The organism is Streptomyces rhizoryzae, assembly GCF_023155275.1.
Lineage (GTDB): Bacteria > Actinomycetota > Actinomycetes > Streptomycetales > Streptomycetaceae > Streptomyces > Streptomyces rhizoryzae.
This window is the reverse complement of record NZ_JALMUV010000005.1, coordinates 98,161-116,559: the sequence shown is the minus strand read 5'-3', so window position 1 is coordinate 116,559 and position 18,399 is coordinate 98,161. Positions and strand designations below refer to the sequence as shown.

The 18,399-nt window shown below is 73.1% G+C and carries 16 protein-coding genes; 10 read left to right on the top strand and 6 right to left on the bottom strand.

Translation table 11 applies throughout. The features are described from left to right. Nucleotides 1-375: 375 nt before the first annotated feature. On the top strand, nucleotides 376-1,851 hold the full coding sequence (locus MUU72_RS06520; protein WP_248012158.1) for a sugar porter family MFS transporter: 1,476 nt from the start codon (nucleotides 376-378) through the stop codon (nucleotides 1,849-1,851). A 74-nt stretch (nucleotides 1,852-1,925) separates the two neighbouring features. Here the strand turns inward: MUU72_RS06520 and MUU72_RS06515 are convergent, their stop codons facing one another. Continuing rightward, complete coding sequence (locus MUU72_RS06515; RefSeq protein WP_248012157.1) at nucleotides 1,926-2,225, bottom strand: YciI family protein; 300 nt, start codon at nucleotides 2,223-2,225, stop codon at nucleotides 1,926-1,928. 57 nt (nucleotides 2,226-2,282) lie between these two features. On the opposite strand from MUU72_RS06515, the gene MUU72_RS06510 reads away from it, so the two are divergent. Beyond that, entirely contained in the window at nucleotides 2,283-2,999 is a 717-nt protein-coding gene (locus MUU72_RS06510; RefSeq protein WP_248012156.1) for an endonuclease V, read from the top strand. A 14-nt stretch (nucleotides 3,000-3,013) separates the two neighbouring features. On the opposite strand, the gene MUU72_RS06505 is transcribed toward MUU72_RS06510, so the two are convergent. After that, a complete protein-coding gene (locus MUU72_RS06505) occupies nucleotides 3,014-4,201 on the bottom strand; it encodes a saccharopine dehydrogenase family protein (protein WP_248012155.1) in 1,188 nt (395 codons plus the stop codon). A gap of 46 nt (nucleotides 4,202-4,247) precedes the next feature. Between MUU72_RS06505 and MUU72_RS06500 the strand changes: the two genes are divergently transcribed. Continuing rightward, a complete protein-coding gene (locus tag MUU72_RS06500; protein ID WP_248012292.1) occupies nucleotides 4,248-4,502 on the top strand; it encodes a hypothetical protein in 255 nt (84 codons plus the stop codon). 67 nt (nucleotides 4,503-4,569) lie between these two features. Here the strand turns inward: MUU72_RS06500 and MUU72_RS06495 are convergent, their stop codons facing one another. Then, a complete protein-coding gene (locus MUU72_RS06495) occupies nucleotides 4,570-5,304 on the bottom strand; it encodes an MgtC/SapB family protein (protein WP_248012154.1) in 735 nt (244 codons plus the stop codon). Nucleotides 5,305-5,762: 458 nt separating this feature from the next. Between MUU72_RS06495 and MUU72_RS06490 the strand changes: the two genes are divergently transcribed. The 5 genes from MUU72_RS06490 (at nucleotide 5,763) to MUU72_RS06470 (ending at nucleotide 11,922) form a co-directional block, all read left to right on the top strand. Beyond that, nucleotides 5,763-6,926, top strand: a complete 1,164-nt coding sequence (locus MUU72_RS06490) for a CaiB/BaiF CoA transferase family protein (RefSeq protein WP_248012153.1) — start codon at nucleotides 5,763-5,765, stop codon at nucleotides 6,924-6,926. Beyond that, a complete protein-coding gene (locus MUU72_RS06485; protein WP_248012152.1) occupies nucleotides 6,926-7,153 on the top strand; it encodes a hypothetical protein in 228 nt (75 codons plus the stop codon). Before MUU72_RS06490 ends, MUU72_RS06485 begins: the two co-directional genes overlap by 1 nt. 97 nt (nucleotides 7,154-7,250) lie before the next feature. After that, a complete protein-coding gene (locus tag MUU72_RS06480) occupies nucleotides 7,251-8,393 on the top strand; it encodes an acyl-CoA dehydrogenase family protein (protein WP_248012151.1) in 1,143 nt (380 codons plus the stop codon). 86 nt (nucleotides 8,394-8,479) lie between these two features. Beyond that, nucleotides 8,480-9,694, top strand: a complete 1,215-nt coding sequence (locus tag MUU72_RS06475; RefSeq protein ID WP_248012150.1) for an acetyl-CoA C-acetyltransferase — start codon at nucleotides 8,480-8,482, stop codon at nucleotides 9,692-9,694. Nucleotides 9,695-9,726: 32 nt separating this feature from the next. Continuing rightward, the gene (locus tag MUU72_RS06470; RefSeq protein WP_248012149.1) at nucleotides 9,727-11,922 is read left to right on the top strand and encodes a 3-hydroxyacyl-CoA dehydrogenase NAD-binding domain-containing protein; all 2,196 of its coding nucleotides are present in this window, start codon (nucleotides 9,727-9,729) and stop codon (nucleotides 11,920-11,922) included. A gap of 40 nt (nucleotides 11,923-11,962) precedes the next feature. Here the strand turns inward: MUU72_RS06470 and MUU72_RS06465 are convergent, their stop codons facing one another. Beyond that, entirely contained in the window at nucleotides 11,963-12,790 is an 828-nt protein-coding gene (locus MUU72_RS06465) for a MerR family transcriptional regulator (RefSeq protein ID WP_248012148.1), read from the bottom strand. Nucleotides 12,791-13,161: 371 nt separating this feature from the next. Between MUU72_RS06465 and MUU72_RS06460 the strand changes: the two genes are divergently transcribed. Further along, entirely contained in the window at nucleotides 13,162-14,604 is a 1,443-nt protein-coding gene (locus tag MUU72_RS06460; protein ID WP_248012285.1) for an amino acid permease, read from the top strand. Between the two features lie 91 nt (nucleotides 14,605-14,695). Here MUU72_RS06460 and sph read toward each other — a convergent pair whose 3' ends face one another. Then, on the bottom strand, nucleotides 14,696-15,670 hold the full coding sequence (sph, locus tag MUU72_RS06455; protein ID WP_248012147.1) for a sphingomyelin phosphodiesterase: 975 nt from the start codon (nucleotides 15,668-15,670) through the stop codon (nucleotides 14,696-14,698). Between the two features lie 286 nt (nucleotides 15,671-15,956). On the opposite strand from sph, the gene MUU72_RS06450 reads away from it, so the two are divergent. After that, complete coding sequence (locus MUU72_RS06450; protein WP_372503014.1) at nucleotides 15,957-16,832, top strand: oxygenase MpaB family protein; 876 nt, start codon at nucleotides 15,957-15,959, stop codon at nucleotides 16,830-16,832. 55 nt (nucleotides 16,833-16,887) lie between these two features. Here the strand turns inward: MUU72_RS06450 and MUU72_RS06445 are convergent, their stop codons facing one another. After that, nucleotides 16,888-18,387, bottom strand: coding sequence for a M1 family metallopeptidase (locus MUU72_RS06445; RefSeq protein WP_248012145.1), 1,500 nt, complete (start codon nucleotides 18,385-18,387; stop codon nucleotides 16,888-16,890). Nucleotides 18,388-18,399: the final 12 nt, after the last annotated feature.

Genomic DNA, 18,399 nt, shown 5'->3' with positions numbered 1-18,399 from the left:
CCGCCTCATCCCGCACGGACGCTCGCTCGGTGCGCATTTCTGGTCGATGCAATCGATGCAACTTCCTGCTTCGATGACGCCGACTCTACGCACTTTCGCTCAGTCGTTCCATCCCTCGTCCGGGTGGCGCGGTAGAGGGGAGGGCGGCCGGGGTGCTGTGGAGACGTGCGGTTCTCCGCGATGCGGTGGCGTGAAGTGGGCGTGGCGGAGCAGTGCAAAGCTGAGTATGGAGCTGTTGACAACTGCGCGAAACGTGCCTGATATTCGCAAGATCAGTCATGTGCCCGGCGTTGCCGGTCATGACGATGGCCCGGCGCCGCGACGCCGGGCGCGCAGTTACGCAGCAATGACGCTCCGTCGCACGAAGGACTTCCGATGTCCACTGCCCCGCTCTCCGTGCCCCCGCCGCGCCCGCCGTCCGCGGCCCCGCGCCGCACCGGCCGGATGTTCGCCCTCACCGGCGCCGTCGTCGGTGTCATCTACGGCTACGACACCGGCAGCATCTCCGGTGCCCTGGTGTTCCTCAGCAAGGACTTCCAGCTCACCGAGACCGAGAAGGGGCTGGTCAACAGCATCCTGGTGTTCGGGTCGATCCTCGGGGCACTGATCGGCGGCAAGCTCGCCGACGCCCTGGGCCGCAAGGTCGCGATGCTGATCGTCGCGGGCTCCTACGCGGTCTTCGTCGCCCTCTCCGCGATCGCCCCCACCGTCGAAGTGCTCGACGCCGTCCGCTTCCTGCTCGGCGTCGCGATCGGCATCTCGATCGTCGCGGCGCCCCTCTACGTCGCCGAGTCGACCCCGGCCCGGATCCGCGGCGCCTCCGTGGCGGCCTACCAGGTGGCCACGGTCGTCGGCATCGTCCTGACCTACTTCGTCAACTGGGGCCTGTCGGGCGGCGGCCACTGGCGCTGGATGCTCGGTCTCTCGGCGATCCCCGCGGCGCTCGTGGTGATCCCGCTGCTCCGCCTGCCGGACACCCCCCGGTGGTACGTCCTCAAAGGGCGCACCGAACGGGCCGCCGAGGTGATGGCGACGACCGACCCGGACGTGGACCCGCACGCCGAGGTCGCCGCGGTGCGGGCCGCGCTGGCCGAGGAGAGCGGCGGCTCGCTGCGCTCACTGCTGCGCAAGCCGTACGCCCGCGCCGCGTTCTTCGTCGTCGGCCTCGGATTCTTCTGCCAGATCACCGGGATCAACGCGGTGACGTACTACAGCCCGCAGATCTTCGAGGAGATGGGCTTCACCGGCAACGGCCAGAACTTCCTGCTGCCGTCCTTCGTCGAACTGGCCTCGCTGGCCGCCACCGTGTGCGCGATCCTCATCATCGACCGCCTCGGCCGCCGGGTGGTGCTGCTCTCCGGGATCGGCACGATGGTGGTGATGCTCGCCGTACTGACCGCCGTCTTCGCCACGGGGGAGCTGCACGGCGCCACCACCTGGGTGGGCTTCGCCGCCATCCTGCTGTTCACCGCCGCGTTCAACTTCGGCTTCGGCGCGCTGATCTGGGTCTACGCGAGCGAGGCGTTCCCCGCCCAGCTGCGCTCCACGGGGGCGTCGGTGATGCTCACCGCCGACCTGGTCGCCAACCTCCTGATCGCCCAGTTCTTCCCGTCGCTCATGGCCCGGGCGGGCGCCGCCGCGACCTTCGCCGGGCTGGGCGTGCTCGCCCTCGCGGCCCTGGTGTTCGCCGCCTTCACCGCCCCCGAGACCAAGGGGCGCCAGCTGGAGGAGATCCAGGAGTACTGGCGCAACGGGGGCCGCTGGCCCGCTCCGGTCGGCTCCGCCCGGGTCGGCGCCGGGCCGCTGGACGGGTCCGCGGCGTCCCCGGCGCCCCCGGCCTCGCCCTCGTAGGACAGCGCTCGCGCGGGGGACGCAGGGCCCGGTCCGCCGGGCGTTCCGGTAGGCCGGGCCCTGGGGACGGCGGCTCAGGAGGGGAGCTGCTCCTGGTAGGCGGCCAGGGCCGGGGCGGTCTTCGTCGCCACGAATTCGGTGATCCGGTACTCGCACACCCCGGCGAGGACGAACGGGTCCTGGGCGGTCAGCTGCTCGACGGCCGCGCGGTCCGCGCCGGCGGCGAGGATCACGCCCCCGTCGCGCGGGTTCTTCCGCCCGGATGCGAGGAAGTGGCCGGCGGCGTACCCCTTTTCCAGCCAGACCACGTGGTCCGGGAGAACGACGTCGACACGGTCGAGCGGAGCGGTGTAGGTCAGTTCCAGTACGAACATGGCGGAAAATATACGCCTGCCGCAGGGGAACGGGGGTTCGGTAGCGTGGCGGGCATCATGGACACCTTCGGAACCCTCTCCCGCGCCGACGAGCTGCGCAACTGGCCGGCGGACGAGGCCGGGGCCCGCGCGGTCCAGGACCGGCTGCGCGCCCACGTGCGCCTGGACGAGGCCGGCCCCGAACCGGGCTTCGCCGGCACGGTGGCCGGGGTGGACGTCGCCTACGACGACGAACGGGGCGTGGTCGCCGCGGCCGCCGTCGCCCTCGACGCCCGGACCCTCGCGGTGGTCGACGAGGCCACCGCCGTCGGCCCGGTCTCCTTCCCCTACGTCCCCGGGCTGCTCGCCTTCCGGGAGATCCCCACCGTGCTGGCCGCCCTGGACCGGCTCGGCCACACCCCCGGCCTGGTGGTCTGCGACGGCTACGGGCTGGCCCACCCGCGCCGCTTCGGGCTCGCCAGCCACCTCGGGGTGCTCACCGGGCTGCCCACCCTCGGGGTCGCCAAGAACCCCTTCGTCTTCCGCTACGAGGCGCCCGGGCCGGAGCGCGGCGCCACCTCGCCGCTCGTGGACGACACGGCCGCGGGCCCGGAGGAGGTGGGACGTGCCCTGCGCACCCAACGGGGCGTCAAACCGGTCTTCGTGTCCGTCGGCCACCGGGTGGACCTCGACCGGGCCTGCGCGCACACGCTGCGGCTGGCGGCCACCTACCGCCTCCCGGAGACGACCCGGGCCGCCGACGCGCTGTGCCGCCGGGCGCTGGCGGACGCCTGACCGCGGGCGCCCCGCTATGCCCGGACCACCCGGAAGGCGATCCCCGCCCTCCGGAGGCGCCCGGTCAGCGCGTCCCCCATGGCCACGGCCGTCGTCACCTGGCCCGCGGTCGGCGGGAGGTCGTCGAAGGCCAGGCTGAGCGCCGCCTCGGCGAGCATCTTCGCGGTCTCGTCGTAGCCCGGGTCGCCGCCCGCCACCTCGGTGACCAGGCGGGTACCGCCGCCCGAGGCCACGAACCGCACCGCGAACCAGCTCCGCGCCCGCCGCTCCGGCCCGGGCCCCTCGCCCGGCTGGAGCCGTCCGGACAGCCAACGTCGGACCGGCGGTACCTGGGCGAGCGCCGACACCGCCCCCGCGCCCGCCGCACCGGCCACCGCGGTCGGCAGCCGCCGCACACCCGCGTAGTGGCGGTACCGGAAATCGGGGCCGTAGCGGTCCAGGGCGGCCGCGGAGCGGGCGACGATCCGCGGGTCCAGGGTCGGCAGCGGCACGCCCCAGGTGCCCGTCTCCCGGCTCCGGACGGGCGGCCCGAACGGGGCCCGCACCGTGCGGCCCGCCGGCCGCGGTTCGGCCCGCCGGCGGGCCCGGGCGGCGCGCGCCATGGCGGCCGGCCGGGAGACCGCGGTCAGCGCGGACGCCAGGGTGCCGCCGGAGAACGCGGCGTCGGTCCGCACGAAACCGTCGATGCGCACCGGGACGCCCTCCGGGAGCAGCCCCACCGTGTAGAGCACCCCCAGGTCGTACGGGACGGAGTCGAAGCCGCAGGCGTGGACCAGCCGGGCCCCGGACGCACGGGCCGCGGCGTGGTACCGCAGGTAGACCCGGTCCACGAACTCCGGCTCGCCGGTGAGGTCCAGGTAGTCGGTGCCGGTCTCGGCACAGGCGGCGACCAGGGGTTCGCCGTGCACCAGGTAGGGGCCGACGGTGGTGGCCAGGACGCGGGTGCCGGCGGCCAGGGCGCGCAGGGAGTCCGGGTCGGTGCTGTCGGCGCGCAGCAGCGGGAGGCCCGCACAGGCCGGGTTCACGGCGGCCAGCCGCTCCCGGAGCCGCTCCAGTCCCGCTCGGCTGCGTCCGGCGAGCGCCCAGCGGCAGCCCTCGGGGGCGTGCCGGGCCAGGTACTCCGCGGTGAGCGCGCCGGCGAAACCGGTCGCTCCGTACAGCACGAGGTCGTGGTCGCGTCCTGGGATGTCGGGCCGTGGCATCGCTGTCCTCTCCTGGCCGGGCCGGGGACCGGACCCTACCGAGGGGGTGCCAACCACCGGACGGGCGGGGGCCGTCGGCGCCCACGGGGGTGCGACCGGTCTCCACGCGGCCGGGGCGCGGGGCCTGGCGCTCGGCCAGGGCGTCTCCGGGGCCCTGCCGACGTACCTCGCGGGCCGCTTCCCGCCCGCGACCCGCGCCGCGTCGCTGGGCTTCGTCTCCCACACGGGCGCGCTGGGCGGTGCGGTGGAACCGGGGCGCGGGGCGGCGGTCCGGGGCGGAGGGCCGTGCGGTGCCGCGTAACGGGAGGCGGCGGGGCGTCAGGGTCCGGCGGGGGGCGGGGGCGCGGCCGCGCGGCCGGCGGTGCGGCTCACTCGGTGCTGTCGCCGCGGCGCCCGAGCGCCACGCCGCGCACGCCCTCCAGCTCCGTCAGCGCCTCGACCAGGGGATGCGCCGAACCGCTGCCCTCCAGGCGCAGCAGCACCTCGGCGGCTATCCGGGGGTTCTCGGCGCCGGTCTCCACCTGGACATCGGTGACCCGGAAACCACTCCCCGTGCACATCTCCAACATCCGTCCCAGCAGCCCCTGTTGGGGCTGGTAGGTGAGGCGCAGTTCGACCCGGCCGAAGGACGGGCCGGACCCGAACCGCTCCGAGACCCAGGAGAAACCGCGGACGACCAGGAAGTGCACCGCCGTCGCGCCGATCGCGAGCAGCGGCAGCCCGCCGCCGCACGCCATGCCGATGGCACAGGTCAGCCAGATGGTCGCGGCCGTGGTCAGGCCCCGGACGGCGTCCTTCCGCACGAAGATGAGGCCGCCACCGATGAACCCGATGCCGGAGACGACCTGGGCGGCGACCCGCGAGGGGTCCAACGCCACCCCGTCGGTGCCGAGCAGCGCCCCGAAGCCGTGGATCGACACCTCCATGAACAGGGCGCTGCCCACCCCGACGAGAGTGTGGGTGCGCAGCCCGGCGCTCTTCTGCCGGGCCTCCCGCTCCAGGCCGATCAGCGAGGACAGCAGCAGGGCCAGGGCCAGCTCGGTGAACTGGCGCAGTCCCTGGCCCGCGTGGACGTCGAACAGTGCGGCGGCGTGGTGAGACATGACGGCATTGTCCCTCCGCCGGCCCGGCGCCGGGCGCTCCGCGGGCCGTTGTCAGTGGTCGCGGTTAGCGTGGAGGTCGACGGGCGGCGCGGGTGTGCGCGGCCCCGCGGACAGGCACCGCGCGCGGTGCCGGACGGGGGAGCGGACGTGGCGGAGACGAGGGCGCGGGCGGTGCGGCAGGCGGCGGCGCGGGCGCGGGTGCGGACGGGCGCGCCCCGCCGCGGCATAGCGCCCGCGCGGCTCATCGACCGGCCTGGCGGGGGTTAGCGGCGCGGCAGTGGCAGGCGCGCGAAGGCCCGTGGCGGCGATGGCAGTTCGGCATCGCCGCCACGGGCCTTTTCCGGCACCGGCCACGCGGCACGAGGGGGCTTGTGGAAAGTGGAACACGTTCTTAACATCACGGGTGTTACATCAGAAGTGTCACAGTGTGGAAGGCAGCACGGAAGGCAGAGGGCGCGATGACGCAGTCAGCAGACGGCCCGCTGAGCGGCGTGCGGGTGGTGGAGCTCGCCGGCATCGGCCCCGGACCGTTCGCCGCCATGCTGCTGGCCGACCTCGGCGCCGACGTCGTGCGGGTCGACCGGCCCGGCGGCGCCGGCCTGGGCATCGACCCGGCCCGCGACGTCACCAACCGCAACAAGCGCTCGGTCCTGGTGGATCTGAAGCGGTCCGAAGGGGTCGAGCAGGTCCTCGCCCTGGCCGGGCGCGCCGACGTCCTCATCGAGGGCTACCGCCCGGGCGTCGCCGAGCGCCTCGGCGTCGGCCCGGACGCCTGCCTGGCGCGCAACCCCCGCCTGGTCTACGGCCGGATGACCGGCTGGGGCCAGCAGGGCCCGCTCGCCGGCACCGCGGGGCACGACATCGGCTACATCGCCCTCACCGGCGCGCTCGGCATGATCGGCCCGCCCGACGGCCCGCCCGCCGTCCCCGCCAACCTCCTCGGCGACTACGCCGGCGGCTCCCTCTATCTGGTCATCGGCGTCCTCGCCGCCCTCCGGCACGCCCGCACCGAGGGCGGCACGGGCCAGGTCGTGGACGCCGCGATCGTCGACGGGACCGCCCATCTGACGGCGATGATCCACGGCATGCTGGCGGCCGGCGGCTGGCAGGACCGCCGCGGCGCCAACCTCCTCGACGGCGGCGCCCCCTTCTACGGCGTGTACGAGACCGCCGACGGCGGGCACATGGCCGTCGGCGCGCTGGAGCAGCGGTTCTACGCCGAGTTCGTCCGGCTGCTCGGCCTGGGGGACGAGGTCCCCGGCCGGGACGACCTCGCCGCCTGGGAGGAGCTGCGCACCGCCATCGCCGCCCGGTTCCGGACCCGTACGCGGGCGGAGTGGACGGCCGTCTTCCAGGACTCCGACGCCTGCGTGGCCCCCGTGCTCTCGCTGCGCGAGGCCCCGGCGCACCCGCACCTCGCCGCCCGCGGCACCTTCACCGAACACGCCGGCATCACCCAGCCCGCCCCCGCGCCCCGCTTCTCCGCCACGCCCGGAACGCTCCGCAGACCGCCCGCCCGGCCCGGCGCCGACACCGCGGAGGTCGCCCGCGACTGGGACGTGCCCGCCCTGGTCACCCCCGGCGGCGCGCGCCCCGCCGAGCCCGGGGAGGCGGCCCGCTGATGGCACCGGCCACCCCCCGCCAGGAGCACCGCCCCACCGGCCGCGAGCGGGCGGCCGGGGCCGCGGTGCCCGCCGCGTTGGGCGAACGGGTGACGCTGCGCGCCTCCCAGGGGGATGTCCGCGGCGGGTTCGCCGCGTACCGCGCGGCCGGGGTGACGATGCTCCCTGACCGGCCCATAGCCCCCGGTCCCGTCCGGCCCGCCGAGACGGTCGAGGACCGGCTCTGAGGGGACCGGGCGCGACCCGGCGCCCACCGGGGGCCGCCCGGCCCCGCCCGGGCGGCCCCGCCCACCAACCGCACCGCACCCCCGAAGGGACAGCAGAGTGAAGCGCCAGCTCTTCACCGAGGACCACGAAGCCTTCCGCGAGACGGTGCGCACCTTCCTCGCCAAGGAGGTGACACCGCACTACGCCCAGTGGGAGAAGGACGGCATCGTCAGCCGGGACGCCTGGCGCGCCGCCGGCCGCCAGGGGCTGCTGGGCCTGGCCGTCCCCGAGGAGTACGGCGGCGGGGGCACCACCGACTTCCGCTACAGCGCCGTACTGGCCGAGGAGTTCACCCGCGCCGGCGCCCCCGGCCTGGCCATCGGCCTGCACAACGACATCGTCGGCCCCTACCTCACCTCGCTCGCCACCGACGAGCAGAAGCGCCGCTGGCTGCCCGGCTTCTGCACCGGCGAGACCATCACCGCCATCGCCATGACCGAGCCCGGCGCCGGCTCCGACCTCCAGGGCATCCGCACCGCCGCCGAGGACCGCGGCGACCACTGGGTGCTCAACGGCTCCAAGACCTTCATCTCCAACGGCATCCTCGCCGACCTCGTCATCGTCGTCGCCAGGACCACGCCCGAGGGCGGCGCGCACGGCCTGAGCCTGCTGGTCGTCGAGCGCGGGGCGCCCGGGTTCGAGCGCGGCCGCAACCTCGACAAGATCGGCCAGAAGTCCCAGGACACCGCCGAGCTGTTCTTCCACGACGTCCGGGTGCCCAAGGAGAATCTGCTCGGCGAACTCAACGGCGCGTTCGTGCACCTGATGACCAACCTCGCCCAGGAGCGGATGGCGATAGCCGTCGCCGGGATCGCCGGTGCGGAGCACGTCCTGGAGCTCACCACCCGCTACGTCAAGGAGCGCGAGGCGTTCGGCCGGCCGCTGGCCAAGCTCCAGCACATCCGCTTCGAGATCGCCGAGATGGCCACCGAGTGCGCGGTCACCCGCGCCTTCCTCGACCGCTGCATCGCCGACCACGCCGCGGGCGCCCTGGACGCCGTGCACGCCTCCATGGCCAAGTGGTGGGCCACCGAACTCCACAAGCGCGTCGCCGACCGCTGCCTGCAACTCCACGGCGGCTACGGCTACATGACCGAATACCCCGTCGCCCGCGCCTTCACCGACGGCCGGATCCAGACCATCTACGGAGGGACGACCGAGATCATGAAGGAGATCATCGGCCGCTCCCTGCTCGGCTGACCCTCCCCGACTGCGCCTCCCGGGCCCGTGGCACCGGCGGCCGTGCGCCGCCGGTCCCGCCCCGGGCCGGAAAGAAAGGCTTCCCCGTGAGCACCGAAGCGTATGTGTACGACGCGATCCGCACCCCCCGCGGCCGCGGCAAGGCGAACGGCGCCCTGCACGGCACCAAGCCCATCGACCTGGTCGTCGGCCTGATCCACGAGGTCCGGCGGCGCTTCCCCGGCCTCGACCCGGCCGCCGTCGACGACATCGTGCTGGGCGTCGTCGGCCCGGTCGGCGACCAGGGCTCCGACATCGCGCGGATCGCCGCGATCGCCGCCGGCCTCCCCGACACCGTCGCCGGGGTCCAGGAGAACCGCTTCTGCGCCTCCGGCCTCGAAGCGGTCAACATGGCCGCCGCCAAGGTCCGTTCCGGCTGGGAGGACCTGGTCCTGGCCGGCGGCGTGGAGTCGATGTCGCGGGTCCCGATGGCCTCCGACGGCGGCGCCTGGTTCGCCGACCCGATGACCAACTTCGACACCGGCTTCGTCCCGCAGGGCATCGGCGCCGACCTCATCGCCACGCTGGAGGGCTACTCCCGCCGCGACGTCGACGAGTACGCCGCGCTGTCCCAGGAGCGGGCCGCCGCGGCCTGGAAGGACGGCCGCTTCGCGCGCTCCGTCGTCCCCGTCCGGGACCGCAACGGCCTGGTCGTCCTCGACCGCGACGAGCACCTGCGCCCCGGCACCACCGCCGACTCGCTGGCCGGCCTGAAGCCGTCGTTCGCCGCCATCGGCGACGCCGGTGGCTTCGACGCGGTCGCCCTCCAGAAGTACCACTGGGTCGAGAAGATCGACCACGTCCATCACGCCGGCAACTCCTCCGGCATCGTGGACGGCGCCGCCCTGGTCGCCATCGGCTCCCGCGAGGTCGGCGAGCGCTACGGCCTCACCCCGCGGGCCCGTATCGTCTCCGCCGCGGTCTCCGGCTCCGAGCCCACCATCATGCTCACCGGCCCCGCCCCCGCCAGCCGCAAGGCACTGGCCAAAGCCGGGCTGACCATCGACGACATCGACCTGGTCGAGATCAACGAGGCGTTCGCCGCGGTCGTGCTGCGCTTCGTCAAGGACATGGGCCTGAGCCTGGACAAGGTCAACGTCAACGGCGGCGCGATCGCCCTGGGCCACCCGCTCGGCGCCACCGGCGCGATGATCCTCGGCACCCTCGTCGACGAACTGGAGCGCCAGGACAAGCGCTACGGCCTGGCCACCCTCTGCGTCGGCGGCGGGATGGGCATCGCCACCGTCATCGAGCGCCTCTGACCCTCGTCCCACCCCACTACGGAGTACCGACCATGAGCCGAGCCACCACCATCCGCTGGGAACAGGACGAGACCGGCGTCGTCACCCTGGTCCTGGACGACCCCGACCAGTCCGCCAACACCATGAACGGCGCCTTCAAAGCCTCCCTCACCGCGGTCGCCGACCGCCTGGAGGCCGAGCGCGACGGCATCCGCGGCGTCATCATCACCTCCGCCAAGAAGACCTTCTTCGCCGGCGGCGACCTGCACGACCTGATCGCCGTCACCCCCGACCAGGCCCAGCAGGCGTTCGAGGCGGGCAACGGCATCAAGCGCGACCTGCGCCGCATCGAGACGCTCGGCAAGCCCGTCGTCGCCGCGATCAACGGCGCGGCGCTGGGCGGCGGTTACGAGATCGCCCTGGCCTGCCACCACCGCGTCGCCCTGGACACCCCCGGCACCAAGATCGGCCTGCCCGAGGTCACCCTCGGCCTGCTGCCCGCCGCCGGCGGCGTCACCCGCACCGTCCGGCTGCTGGGCATCACCGACGCCCTGCTGAAGGTGCTCCTCCAGGGCACCCAGTACAGCGCCCCGCGCGCACAGGAGGCCGGGCTGATCCACGAGGTGGCGCAGACCCCCGAGGAACTCCTCGCCAAGGCGCGGGAGTTCATCGACGCGCACCCCGAATCCCAGCAGCCCTGGGACGTCAAGGGCTACCGGATCCCCGGCGGCACCCCCGCCCACCCGAAGTTCGCCGCCAACCTCCCGGCGTTCCCCGCCAACCTCAAGAAGCAGCTCAACGGCGCCCCCTACCCGGCCCCGCGCAACATCCTCGCCGCGGCCGTCGAGGGCTCCCAGGTCGACTTCGAGACCGCCCAGACCATCGAGGCGCGCTACTTCGTCGAGCTGGTCACCGGCCAGGTCTCCAAGAACATGATCCAGGCGTTCTTCTTCGACCTCCAGGCCGTCAACGCCGGACGCAGCCGCCCCCAGGGCATCGAGCCGCGCACGGTCCGCAAGGTCGGTGTCCTCGGCGCCGGCATGATGGGCGCCGGCATCGCCTACGCCTGCGCCAGGGCCGGTATCGACGTGGTCCTCAAGGACATCACCCTCGACGCCGCCCGCCGGGGCAAGAGCTACTCCGAGGGCCTGCTCGACAAGGCGCTCGCCAAGGGCCGGACCACCGAGCGCAAGCGCGACGAGCTGCTGGCCCGGATCACCCCCACCGCCGAGCCCGCCGACCTGGCCGGCTGCGACGCGGTCATCGAGGCGGTCTTCGAGGACGTCGCCCTCAAGCACAAGGTCTTCAAGGAGATCCAGCACCTCGTCGCCCCGGACGCGCTGCTGTGCTCCAACACCTCCACCCTGCCCATCACGCTGCTGGCCGAAGGCGTCGAGCGGGACGCCGACTTCATCGGCCTGCACTTCTTCTCCCCGGTCGACAAGATGCCGCTGGTGGAGATCATCAAGGGCGAGCGCACCGGTGACGAGGCCCTGGCCCGCGCCTTCGACCTGGTCCGCCAGATCCGCAAGACCCCGATCGTCGTCAACGACTCCCGCGGCTTCTTCACCTCCCGGGTCATCGGCCACTTCATCAACGAGGGCGTGGCGATGCTCGGCGAGGGCCTCGACCCCGCCTCGGTCGAACAGGCCGCCGCCCAGGCCGGCTATCCCGCCAAGGTGCTCTCCCTGATGGACGAGCTGACCCTCACCCTCCCGCGCAAGATCCGTGAGGAGACCCGGCGCGCCGTGGAGGAGGCCGGCGGCACCTGGCAGCCGCACCCGGCCGACACCGTCATCGACCGCATGGTCGACGAGTTCGGGCGCCCCGGCCGCAGCGGCGGCGCGGGCTTCTACGACTACGGCGACGACGGCCGGCGGACCGGCCTGTGGCCAGGGCTGCGCGAGCACTTCGGGCGCGCCGGCGCCGCGATCCCGTTCCGGGACATGCAGGAGCGGATGCTGTTCGCCGAGGCGCTGGACACCGTCCGCTGCCTGGAGGAGGGCGTGCTGACCTCCGTCGCCGACGCCAACATCGGGTCCATCCTGGGCATCGGCTTCCCCGGCTGGACCGGCGGTGTGCTCCAGTACATCAACGGCTACCGGGGCGGCCCCGGACGGGAGGACCTCGTCGGCCCGTCCGGTTTCGTGGCCCGGGCCCGGGAGCTCCAGGCGGCCTACGGCGACCGGTTCGCGCCCCCCGCGCTGCTGGTCGAGAAGGCCGACAGGGGTGAGACGTTCACGGACTGACCCACGCCTGACGGGGGCGGGTCCGCGCGGTCCGCCCCCGTCACCCCGCGCCGGTGGCGCCGCCGCCGTCGCCCCCGCCGGGACGCGCCCCGGCGGCCCCGGCCTCCCGGCCGTCCCGGCCGTCCCCGCTGTCGTGTCCGTCGCGGCCGCCCGTGCCGAGCCACTCCCGCAGCTCTTCCTTCATCGACCGCTGGAACGCCGTGACCAGCGCCTGCACCACCATCGGCTGCATATGCGCCGACAGCGACTTCATCCGCGCCATCTCCGCCGCGTCCGGCCCGCCGTCCCGGTACGGCTCCCACACCTCGTCCTTGAAGAGGCGGCTGAGCTCCCGGGCCGCCGAGCGGGTGTGCTCGATGACGACGGTGCGCGCCGCCAGGATCGTCTCCAGCGCGATCGGCACGTCGAGCAGCCGGGCCCCCAGGTGCAGCAGCCCCGGATCGACGCGGTAGACCCCCGGGTCCTCGGTCCGCACCAGGACGTTCATCGCCGCCAGCCGGTCGAGGTCCTCCTCGGTCAGCTCCCGGCCGGCCCGCCGCTCCAGCTGCTCCAGGGTCGCGTCCTCGGCCTGGTCCGGGATCCAGCCGGCCACCAGCGCCCGGTGGATGGCCAGGTCCTGGGCGCTCAGGTCGGGCGGCAGCTGCGCCAGGTAGCGTTCGATGGCGGACAGCGTCATGCCCTGGTGCTGGAGCTCCTCGATGAGCGCGAGCCGTGAGAGGTGGTCCGGTCCGTAGCGGCCGACCCGGCGCGGTCCGATCTCGGGCGGCGGGAGCAGACCGCGGGTGCTGTAGAAGCGGATCGTGCGGACCGTCACGCCCGCGCGGGCGGCGAGCTCGTCGACGGTCAGACCGGGGGCGGACTCCATCATGTTCAACAGTATTGCTGTCTCACCACAGCTGTGAAACCTCCGCGGCGCCCGCCGCACGTACCGGGCGTCACGCAGCGTGCGGGCCGGGGGTACAGATGCGACGGGCGCGAGCAAGCGAATTTCGCTACCGGCGAGTAGAGCGAAGTCGGCAAACTGGCGAACACTCATCGCCGCTGCGGCCACACCGCCGTGTTATTTGCCACAAAGGCGGACAAATACCTGGTCTTAAGTCCGCCATGTGAAATCTCCCACAGACGGCGGTCCGCTCTTCGGGGAAGGTGTGCCGACTGGCCGTTCGCGCGACCCGCGGAGCCGGTCATGGTCAAGCTCTCCGAAAGCGAGATGAACCACCAGTGAGCACTGAAACCGTCGTGGATGAAGCCCAGCGGCCATCGGACGGGGGGAGCGGGGTCCGGCAGGACGCGGGAGACGCCGGCTACAGCAAGGGTCTCAAGAGCCGGCACATCAACATGATCGCCATCGGCGGCGCGATCGGTACCGGGCTCTTCCTGGGCGCCGGCGGCCGGCTGCACTCCGCCGGCCCGGCCCTGGCCGTCGCCTACGCGGTCTGCGGGCTCTTCGCCTTCTTCGTCGTCCGCGCACTGGGCGAACTGGTCGTGCACCGCCCGTCCTCCGGCTCCTTCGTCTCCTACGCCCGGGAGTTCCTGGGCGAGAAGGGCGCCTACGCGGCGGGCTGGATGTACGTGGTCAACTGGTCCACGACCGGTATCGCCGACATCACCGCGATCGCCCTCTACACCCACTACTGGAGCCTGTTCACCAGCATTCCGCAGTGGGTGATGGCGCTGATCGCGCTGGCGGTGGTGCTCTCGATCAACCTCATCTCGGTGAAGATCTTCGGTGAGATGGAGTTCTGGTTCGCGATCATCAAGGTCGCGGCGCTGGTGGTCTTCATGTTCATCGGGATCTTCCTGCTGGCCACCCAGCACCCGGTCGACGGGCACACCCCGGGCCTGCACCTGATCACCGACCACGGCGGCCTGTTCCCGACCGGTCTGCTGCCCGTGGTGATCGTGCTCCAGGGCGTGGTCTTCGCCTACTCGGCCGTCGAGCTGGTCGGCGTCACCGCCGGTGAGACCAGCGAGCCGCAGAAGATCGTGCCCAAGGCCGTGAACTCGATCATGTGGCGGGTCGGCATCTTCTACGTCGGCTCGGTGATCCTGCTGGCGATGCTGCTGCCGTGGAACGTCTTCAGCGCCAACGAGAGCCCGTTCGTCACCGTGCTGTCCCACGTCGGCATCCCGCACGCCGGCGACGTGATGAACCTCGTCGTGCTCACCGCCGCGATGTCCAGCCTGAACTCCGGCCTGTACTCCACCGGCCGCATCCTGCGCTCGATGTCCATGGCCGGCTCCGCGCCGAAGTTCGCCGGGCGGATGAACCGCAACCAGGTCCCCTACGGCGGCATCATGCTCACCTCCGCGGTGTGCGTGCTCGGCGTCGGGCTGAACTACTGGCTGCCCAGCGACGCGTTCGAGATCGTCATCAACATCGCGGCGCTCGGCATCATCAGCACCTGGTGCACGATCATGATCTGCCACATGGTGTTCGTGCGCCGCTCCAAGCAGGGACTGGTCGAGCGCCCGCGCTTCCGCCTCCCCGGCACCCCGGTCACCGACCTGGCCACCATCGCCTTCCTGCTCGGCGTCATCGTGCTGATGTGGTTCGACGACGGTGTCGGCCGGAAGACCGTGCTGCTGATCCCGGTGCTGGCCGCGGCGCTGGTCGGCGGCTGGTTCGCGGTCCGCGGCCGGGTGAGCCGGATCGCCGCCGAGCGCGAACTCGCCGAGTGAGCCGCGCGGCACCGTAACCCCACGGCCTGCCAAGGGCGGCCGCGGCAGCCTCCGGGCCGCCGCGGCCGCCCTGCGGCGTTTGGCGGACCGGTCAGCCGGCGCGCAGCGGGTAGTGGTCGGAGAGGTTGGTGTAGGTGTAGTCCTTGCCCCAGCTGGAGACGGTCCAGGGCGCCGACTCCTCCTCGACCACGGTGTTGTGCCAGTCGGCGGGCCGGGCGTGGCCGTTGCGGAACAGCACGTAGTCCAGGTCCTCGCGGGGCTCGCCGGGGTAGCGGTAGCGGGCGATCGAGTTCTCCTGGGTGTCGAAGGAGTACGGGTGGCCGGTGCGGCTGTCGGCGGCCGCGAGATCGCCGTTGGCCAGCAGGGCCTGGTACTCCGTGCCGTGGGAGTCGATGTTGAGGTCGCCGGCCACCATGACCTCCTCGTCCGCCGGGATGTTCCGGGCGTCGAGGAAGGCGTCGATCTCCTTGAGCTGCCTGGCCCGGTCGGCGGCCGCCTCACCGGCCTTGCAGCCCGAGTCGGTGGACTGGGTATGGGTGCCGACCACGTGCACCCGGGTGCCGCCCACGTCCAGGACGGCGTAGACGAAGCCCTTGTTGGAGAAGGCGTCCGAACCGCAGGCGTCCTGGTAGACGTACTGCTCCTTGCGCAGGATCGGCCACTTGCTCAGCAGCGTCACCCCGCCGTCCTCGGGCGTGACGGCCGAGTAGGCGCCGCCGGTGGCGTCCCAGCCGCTCCGGCTGCGGCCGACCACCGGTGTCTGGTGCGGGTACTCCGCGGCGGCCCGCGCCTTCAGCGCGTCCGAGGAGGAGTTGTCGAAGGCTTCCTGGAGCACGACGACGTCGTTGCCGTGGAAGAAGTCCGCCGCGGTGATCGCCTGGGCGCGGTGGTCCTGGCCCCAGTTGGGGTAGAGGTTCTTGCTCATCAGGAAGGTGTTGTAGCTGAGCACCTTCAGCCGGGGCGCGGTGGCGGCCGTCGCGGTGGGGGACGTGGCGGCCAGCGCGGCGACGGCCAGGGCCCCGGCGAGGGCGGCGGTCCGGAACGTACGCGGCACGGAGTGCGGCACGGAAACTCCCTGTGGAGGTGGGGACATGGGGGCGTGCACCGGCGACGCACATCAAACCAGCTGGAGTTACTTCCAGGTAACCGTCCGATGGGCGGGAGATGGACGGATTCGGAGGCGAAAGGATGCAGAGGCGCGGCGCGGCGGTGAAGTCCCCTTGCCGGCGGGGTGAGTCCCGGCCCGCCGCCCGCCCGCCGCCCTTGGCACCCCGCCGCCCCGGCACCGGCCCGTGGGACCGCCGGTCGCCGGGGGCGGCCGTATGATGGGGAAACGGATGAACACCGCACGAATGGGCGTAGAACGGATGAAGCCGGTACGTGCCGACCCGGTGCCGCCCCCGCCCGGCGGGGTGCTCTGGTCGCTGGTCGGGGACGTCAGGACGCTGCTGAGCCTGCCCGCCGCGCTGACCCTCCAGGTCGCGCACCCCGCGGTGGGCGCCGGCGTGGCCGACCACTCCGTCTTCCGCACCGACCCGTGGGGCCGCGGGGAGCGGTCCCTGGCCTCCTATCAGCTGTGGGTGTACGGCGGTGCGCGGGCCGCCGAGGAGGGCCGGCGGCTGCGGACGCTGCACCGCACCATCCGGGGCACCGACGCGCACGGCCGGGCGTACCACGCGCTCAACCCCGCCTGCTACGCCTGGGTGCACGCCACCGGCTACCCGGTCTTCCGGCACGCCCAGCGCTACCTCGGCCGCCCCTTCACCCCGGCGCAGGAGCGGCGGCTCTACGCGGAGTGGCTCCGGGTCGGCCGGGTCCTGGGCCTCCGCGACCGCGACCTGCCGCAGACCATCGAGGAGTTCTGGCCGTACTACCGCGAGGTCCTCGACACCGAACTCGAACAGACCGCCGTGGTAAGAGAGTTGCTCGCCACCGACCGGCCGCTGCCGCCCCCCGACCGCGGTCCCCGGTGGCTGCGGCTGCTGCTGCGGCTCGGCTGGCCGGTGCTGCGGCCCGGCTTCCTCCGGCTCCTCCGCTTCCTGACCATCGGCCTGATGCCGGCGGACGCCCGGCGCGCCCTCGGCCTGCCGTGGACCGACGCCCAGGAGCGCCGGCTGCGCCGGCTGGGCCGGGTGGTGCGCACGGTCGTGCCGGTCCTGCCGGAGCGGCTGCGCTATCTGCCGCCCGCCCGCCGGGCCCGCCGGGAGTACCGCGCGGGCCTGCGGTGACGCGCCGGCGGGCGGGACCGGCGCACCCGCTCCGGTCCCGCCCGCCGGTGTCCGGTCAGTGCCCGCCGTGCACGTCGTGGGTGGCCGCGATCTGCTTCCAGGACTTGGGCTGGGCGACCAGCCCGCGCGCGGCGAACGCCTTCGCCCCGGCCCCCGCGGCCGGCTTGACCGGCTGGTACAGCCAGGTGTCGAAGAAGCCGGCCAGCGGCGTGCCGGACTTCTTCTCCGCGAACTTCACGAAGTCCCCGACCGCCGCGTTGCCGTACCGGTGCTCCGTCGGCCAGGACTTGAGGAGGTCGAAGAAGACCTTGTCGCCGATCTTGTTGCGGAGCGCCTGGAGGGCCAGTGCGCCGCGGTCGTAGACCGCCGAGTCGAACTGCCGGTCCGCGCCCGGGTCGCCCGGCTTGACCGTCCAGAAGGGGTCGTCGGCCGGGTGCTGGGCGTAGACGTAGTCCGCCAGCTGCTGCGCGGTGCCCTCGCCCTCCTTCTCCGACCACAGCCACTGGCTGTACGCGGCGAAGCCCTCGTTGAGCCAGATGTCCTTCCAGTCCTTGAGCGACACGCTGTCGCCGTACCACTGGTGGGCCAGCTCGTGCACCACCACCGAGACGTTGGTGCCCCGGTCGAACGCCTTCTTGCCGTAGAACGGCCGGGTCTGGGTCTCCAGCGCGTACCCGGCCGGGACGTTGGGGACGTAGCCGCCGACGGCGTTGAACGGGTACGGGCCGAAGACGCTTTCCAGCCACTCGGTGATCTCGGTGGTGCGCTCGATGCTGGCGCGCGCCGAGCCGAGGTTGGCGCCCAGGTCCGGGCTGACCGCGTTGATCACCGGCAGTCCGCCGGCGGTGGTGTCGGTGGTGATGTCGAACTTGCCGATCGCCAGCGTCGTCAGGTACGTCGCCTGCGGCTTGTCCGAGCGCCAGTTGTAGCGGGTCCAGCCGAGCTTGGAGGACTGCGAGGCCAGTACGCCGTTGCTGAGCGCCTGGGTGCCGTCCGGCACCGCGACCGAGATGTCGTACGTCGCCTTGTCGGTGGGGTGGTCGTTGCTGGGGAACCACCACACGGCCGAATCCGGCTCCTGGGCCACCACCGCGCCGTCCGGCGTACGGGCCCAGGCGGTGAAGCCGTCGATCTTCAGCTCCGAGGGCTTGCCCGCGTAGCGGACCACCACGGTGATGTCCTTGCCCTTCTCCAGCGGCGCGGCCGGAGTGACCTCCAGCTCGTGCTTGGAGGAGGTGGCGAAGGCGGCCTTCTTGCCGTTCACCCGGACCTCGCTGACCTGGAGGCCGAAGTCCAGGTTGAAGCGGGAGAGGTCCTGCGTGGTCCGGGCGAGCAGGGTCGCCGTGCCCTCCAGCAGGTCCGTCTTCGGCTGGTACTTCAGCCGCAGGTCGTAGTGGGAGACGCGGTACCCGCCGTTGCCGCTCTCGGGGTAGTAGCTGTCGCCCGCGCCCGGGGCGCCCGGGGTGCCGTGGACATCGAGGCCGGCGGCCGCCGCCGGGATCGCCAGCAGCAGGCTCAGCGCGGCCGCGCCCGGGACCAGGAGTCTGTGACGCACGAGTCCTCCAAC

Excerpts from the sequence above, each read along its gene's own strand:
- MUU72_RS06520 (WP_248012158.1), top strand. The coding sequence starts at position 376 with ATGTCCACTGCCCCGCTCTCCGTGCCCCCGCCGCGCCCGCCGTCCGCG.
- MUU72_RS06515 (WP_248012157.1), bottom strand. The coding sequence starts at position 2,225 with ATGTTCGTACTGGAACTGACCTACACCGCTCCGCTCGACCGTGTCGAC.
- MUU72_RS06510 (WP_248012156.1), top strand. The coding sequence starts at position 2,283 with ATGGACACCTTCGGAACCCTCTCCCGCGCCGACGAGCTGCGCAACTGG.
- MUU72_RS06505 (WP_248012155.1), bottom strand. The coding sequence starts at position 4,201 with ATGCCACGGCCCGACATCCCAGGACGCGACCACGACCTCGTGCTGTAC.
- MUU72_RS06495 (WP_248012154.1), bottom strand. The coding sequence starts at position 5,304 with ATGTCTCACCACGCCGCCGCACTGTTCGACGTCCACGCGGGCCAGGGA.
- MUU72_RS06490 (WP_248012153.1), top strand. The coding sequence starts at position 5,763 with ATGACGCAGTCAGCAGACGGCCCGCTGAGCGGCGTGCGGGTGGTGGAG.
- MUU72_RS06485 (WP_248012152.1), top strand. The coding sequence starts at position 6,926 with ATGGCACCGGCCACCCCCCGCCAGGAGCACCGCCCCACCGGCCGCGAG.
- MUU72_RS06470 (WP_248012149.1), top strand. The coding sequence starts at position 9,727 with ATGAGCCGAGCCACCACCATCCGCTGGGAACAGGACGAGACCGGCGTC.
- MUU72_RS06465 (WP_248012148.1), bottom strand. The coding sequence starts at position 12,790 with ATGATGGAGTCCGCCCCCGGTCTGACCGTCGACGAGCTCGCCGCCCGC.
- MUU72_RS06450 (WP_372503014.1), top strand. The coding sequence starts at position 15,957 with ATGGGCGTAGAACGGATGAAGCCGGTACGTGCCGACCCGGTGCCGCCC.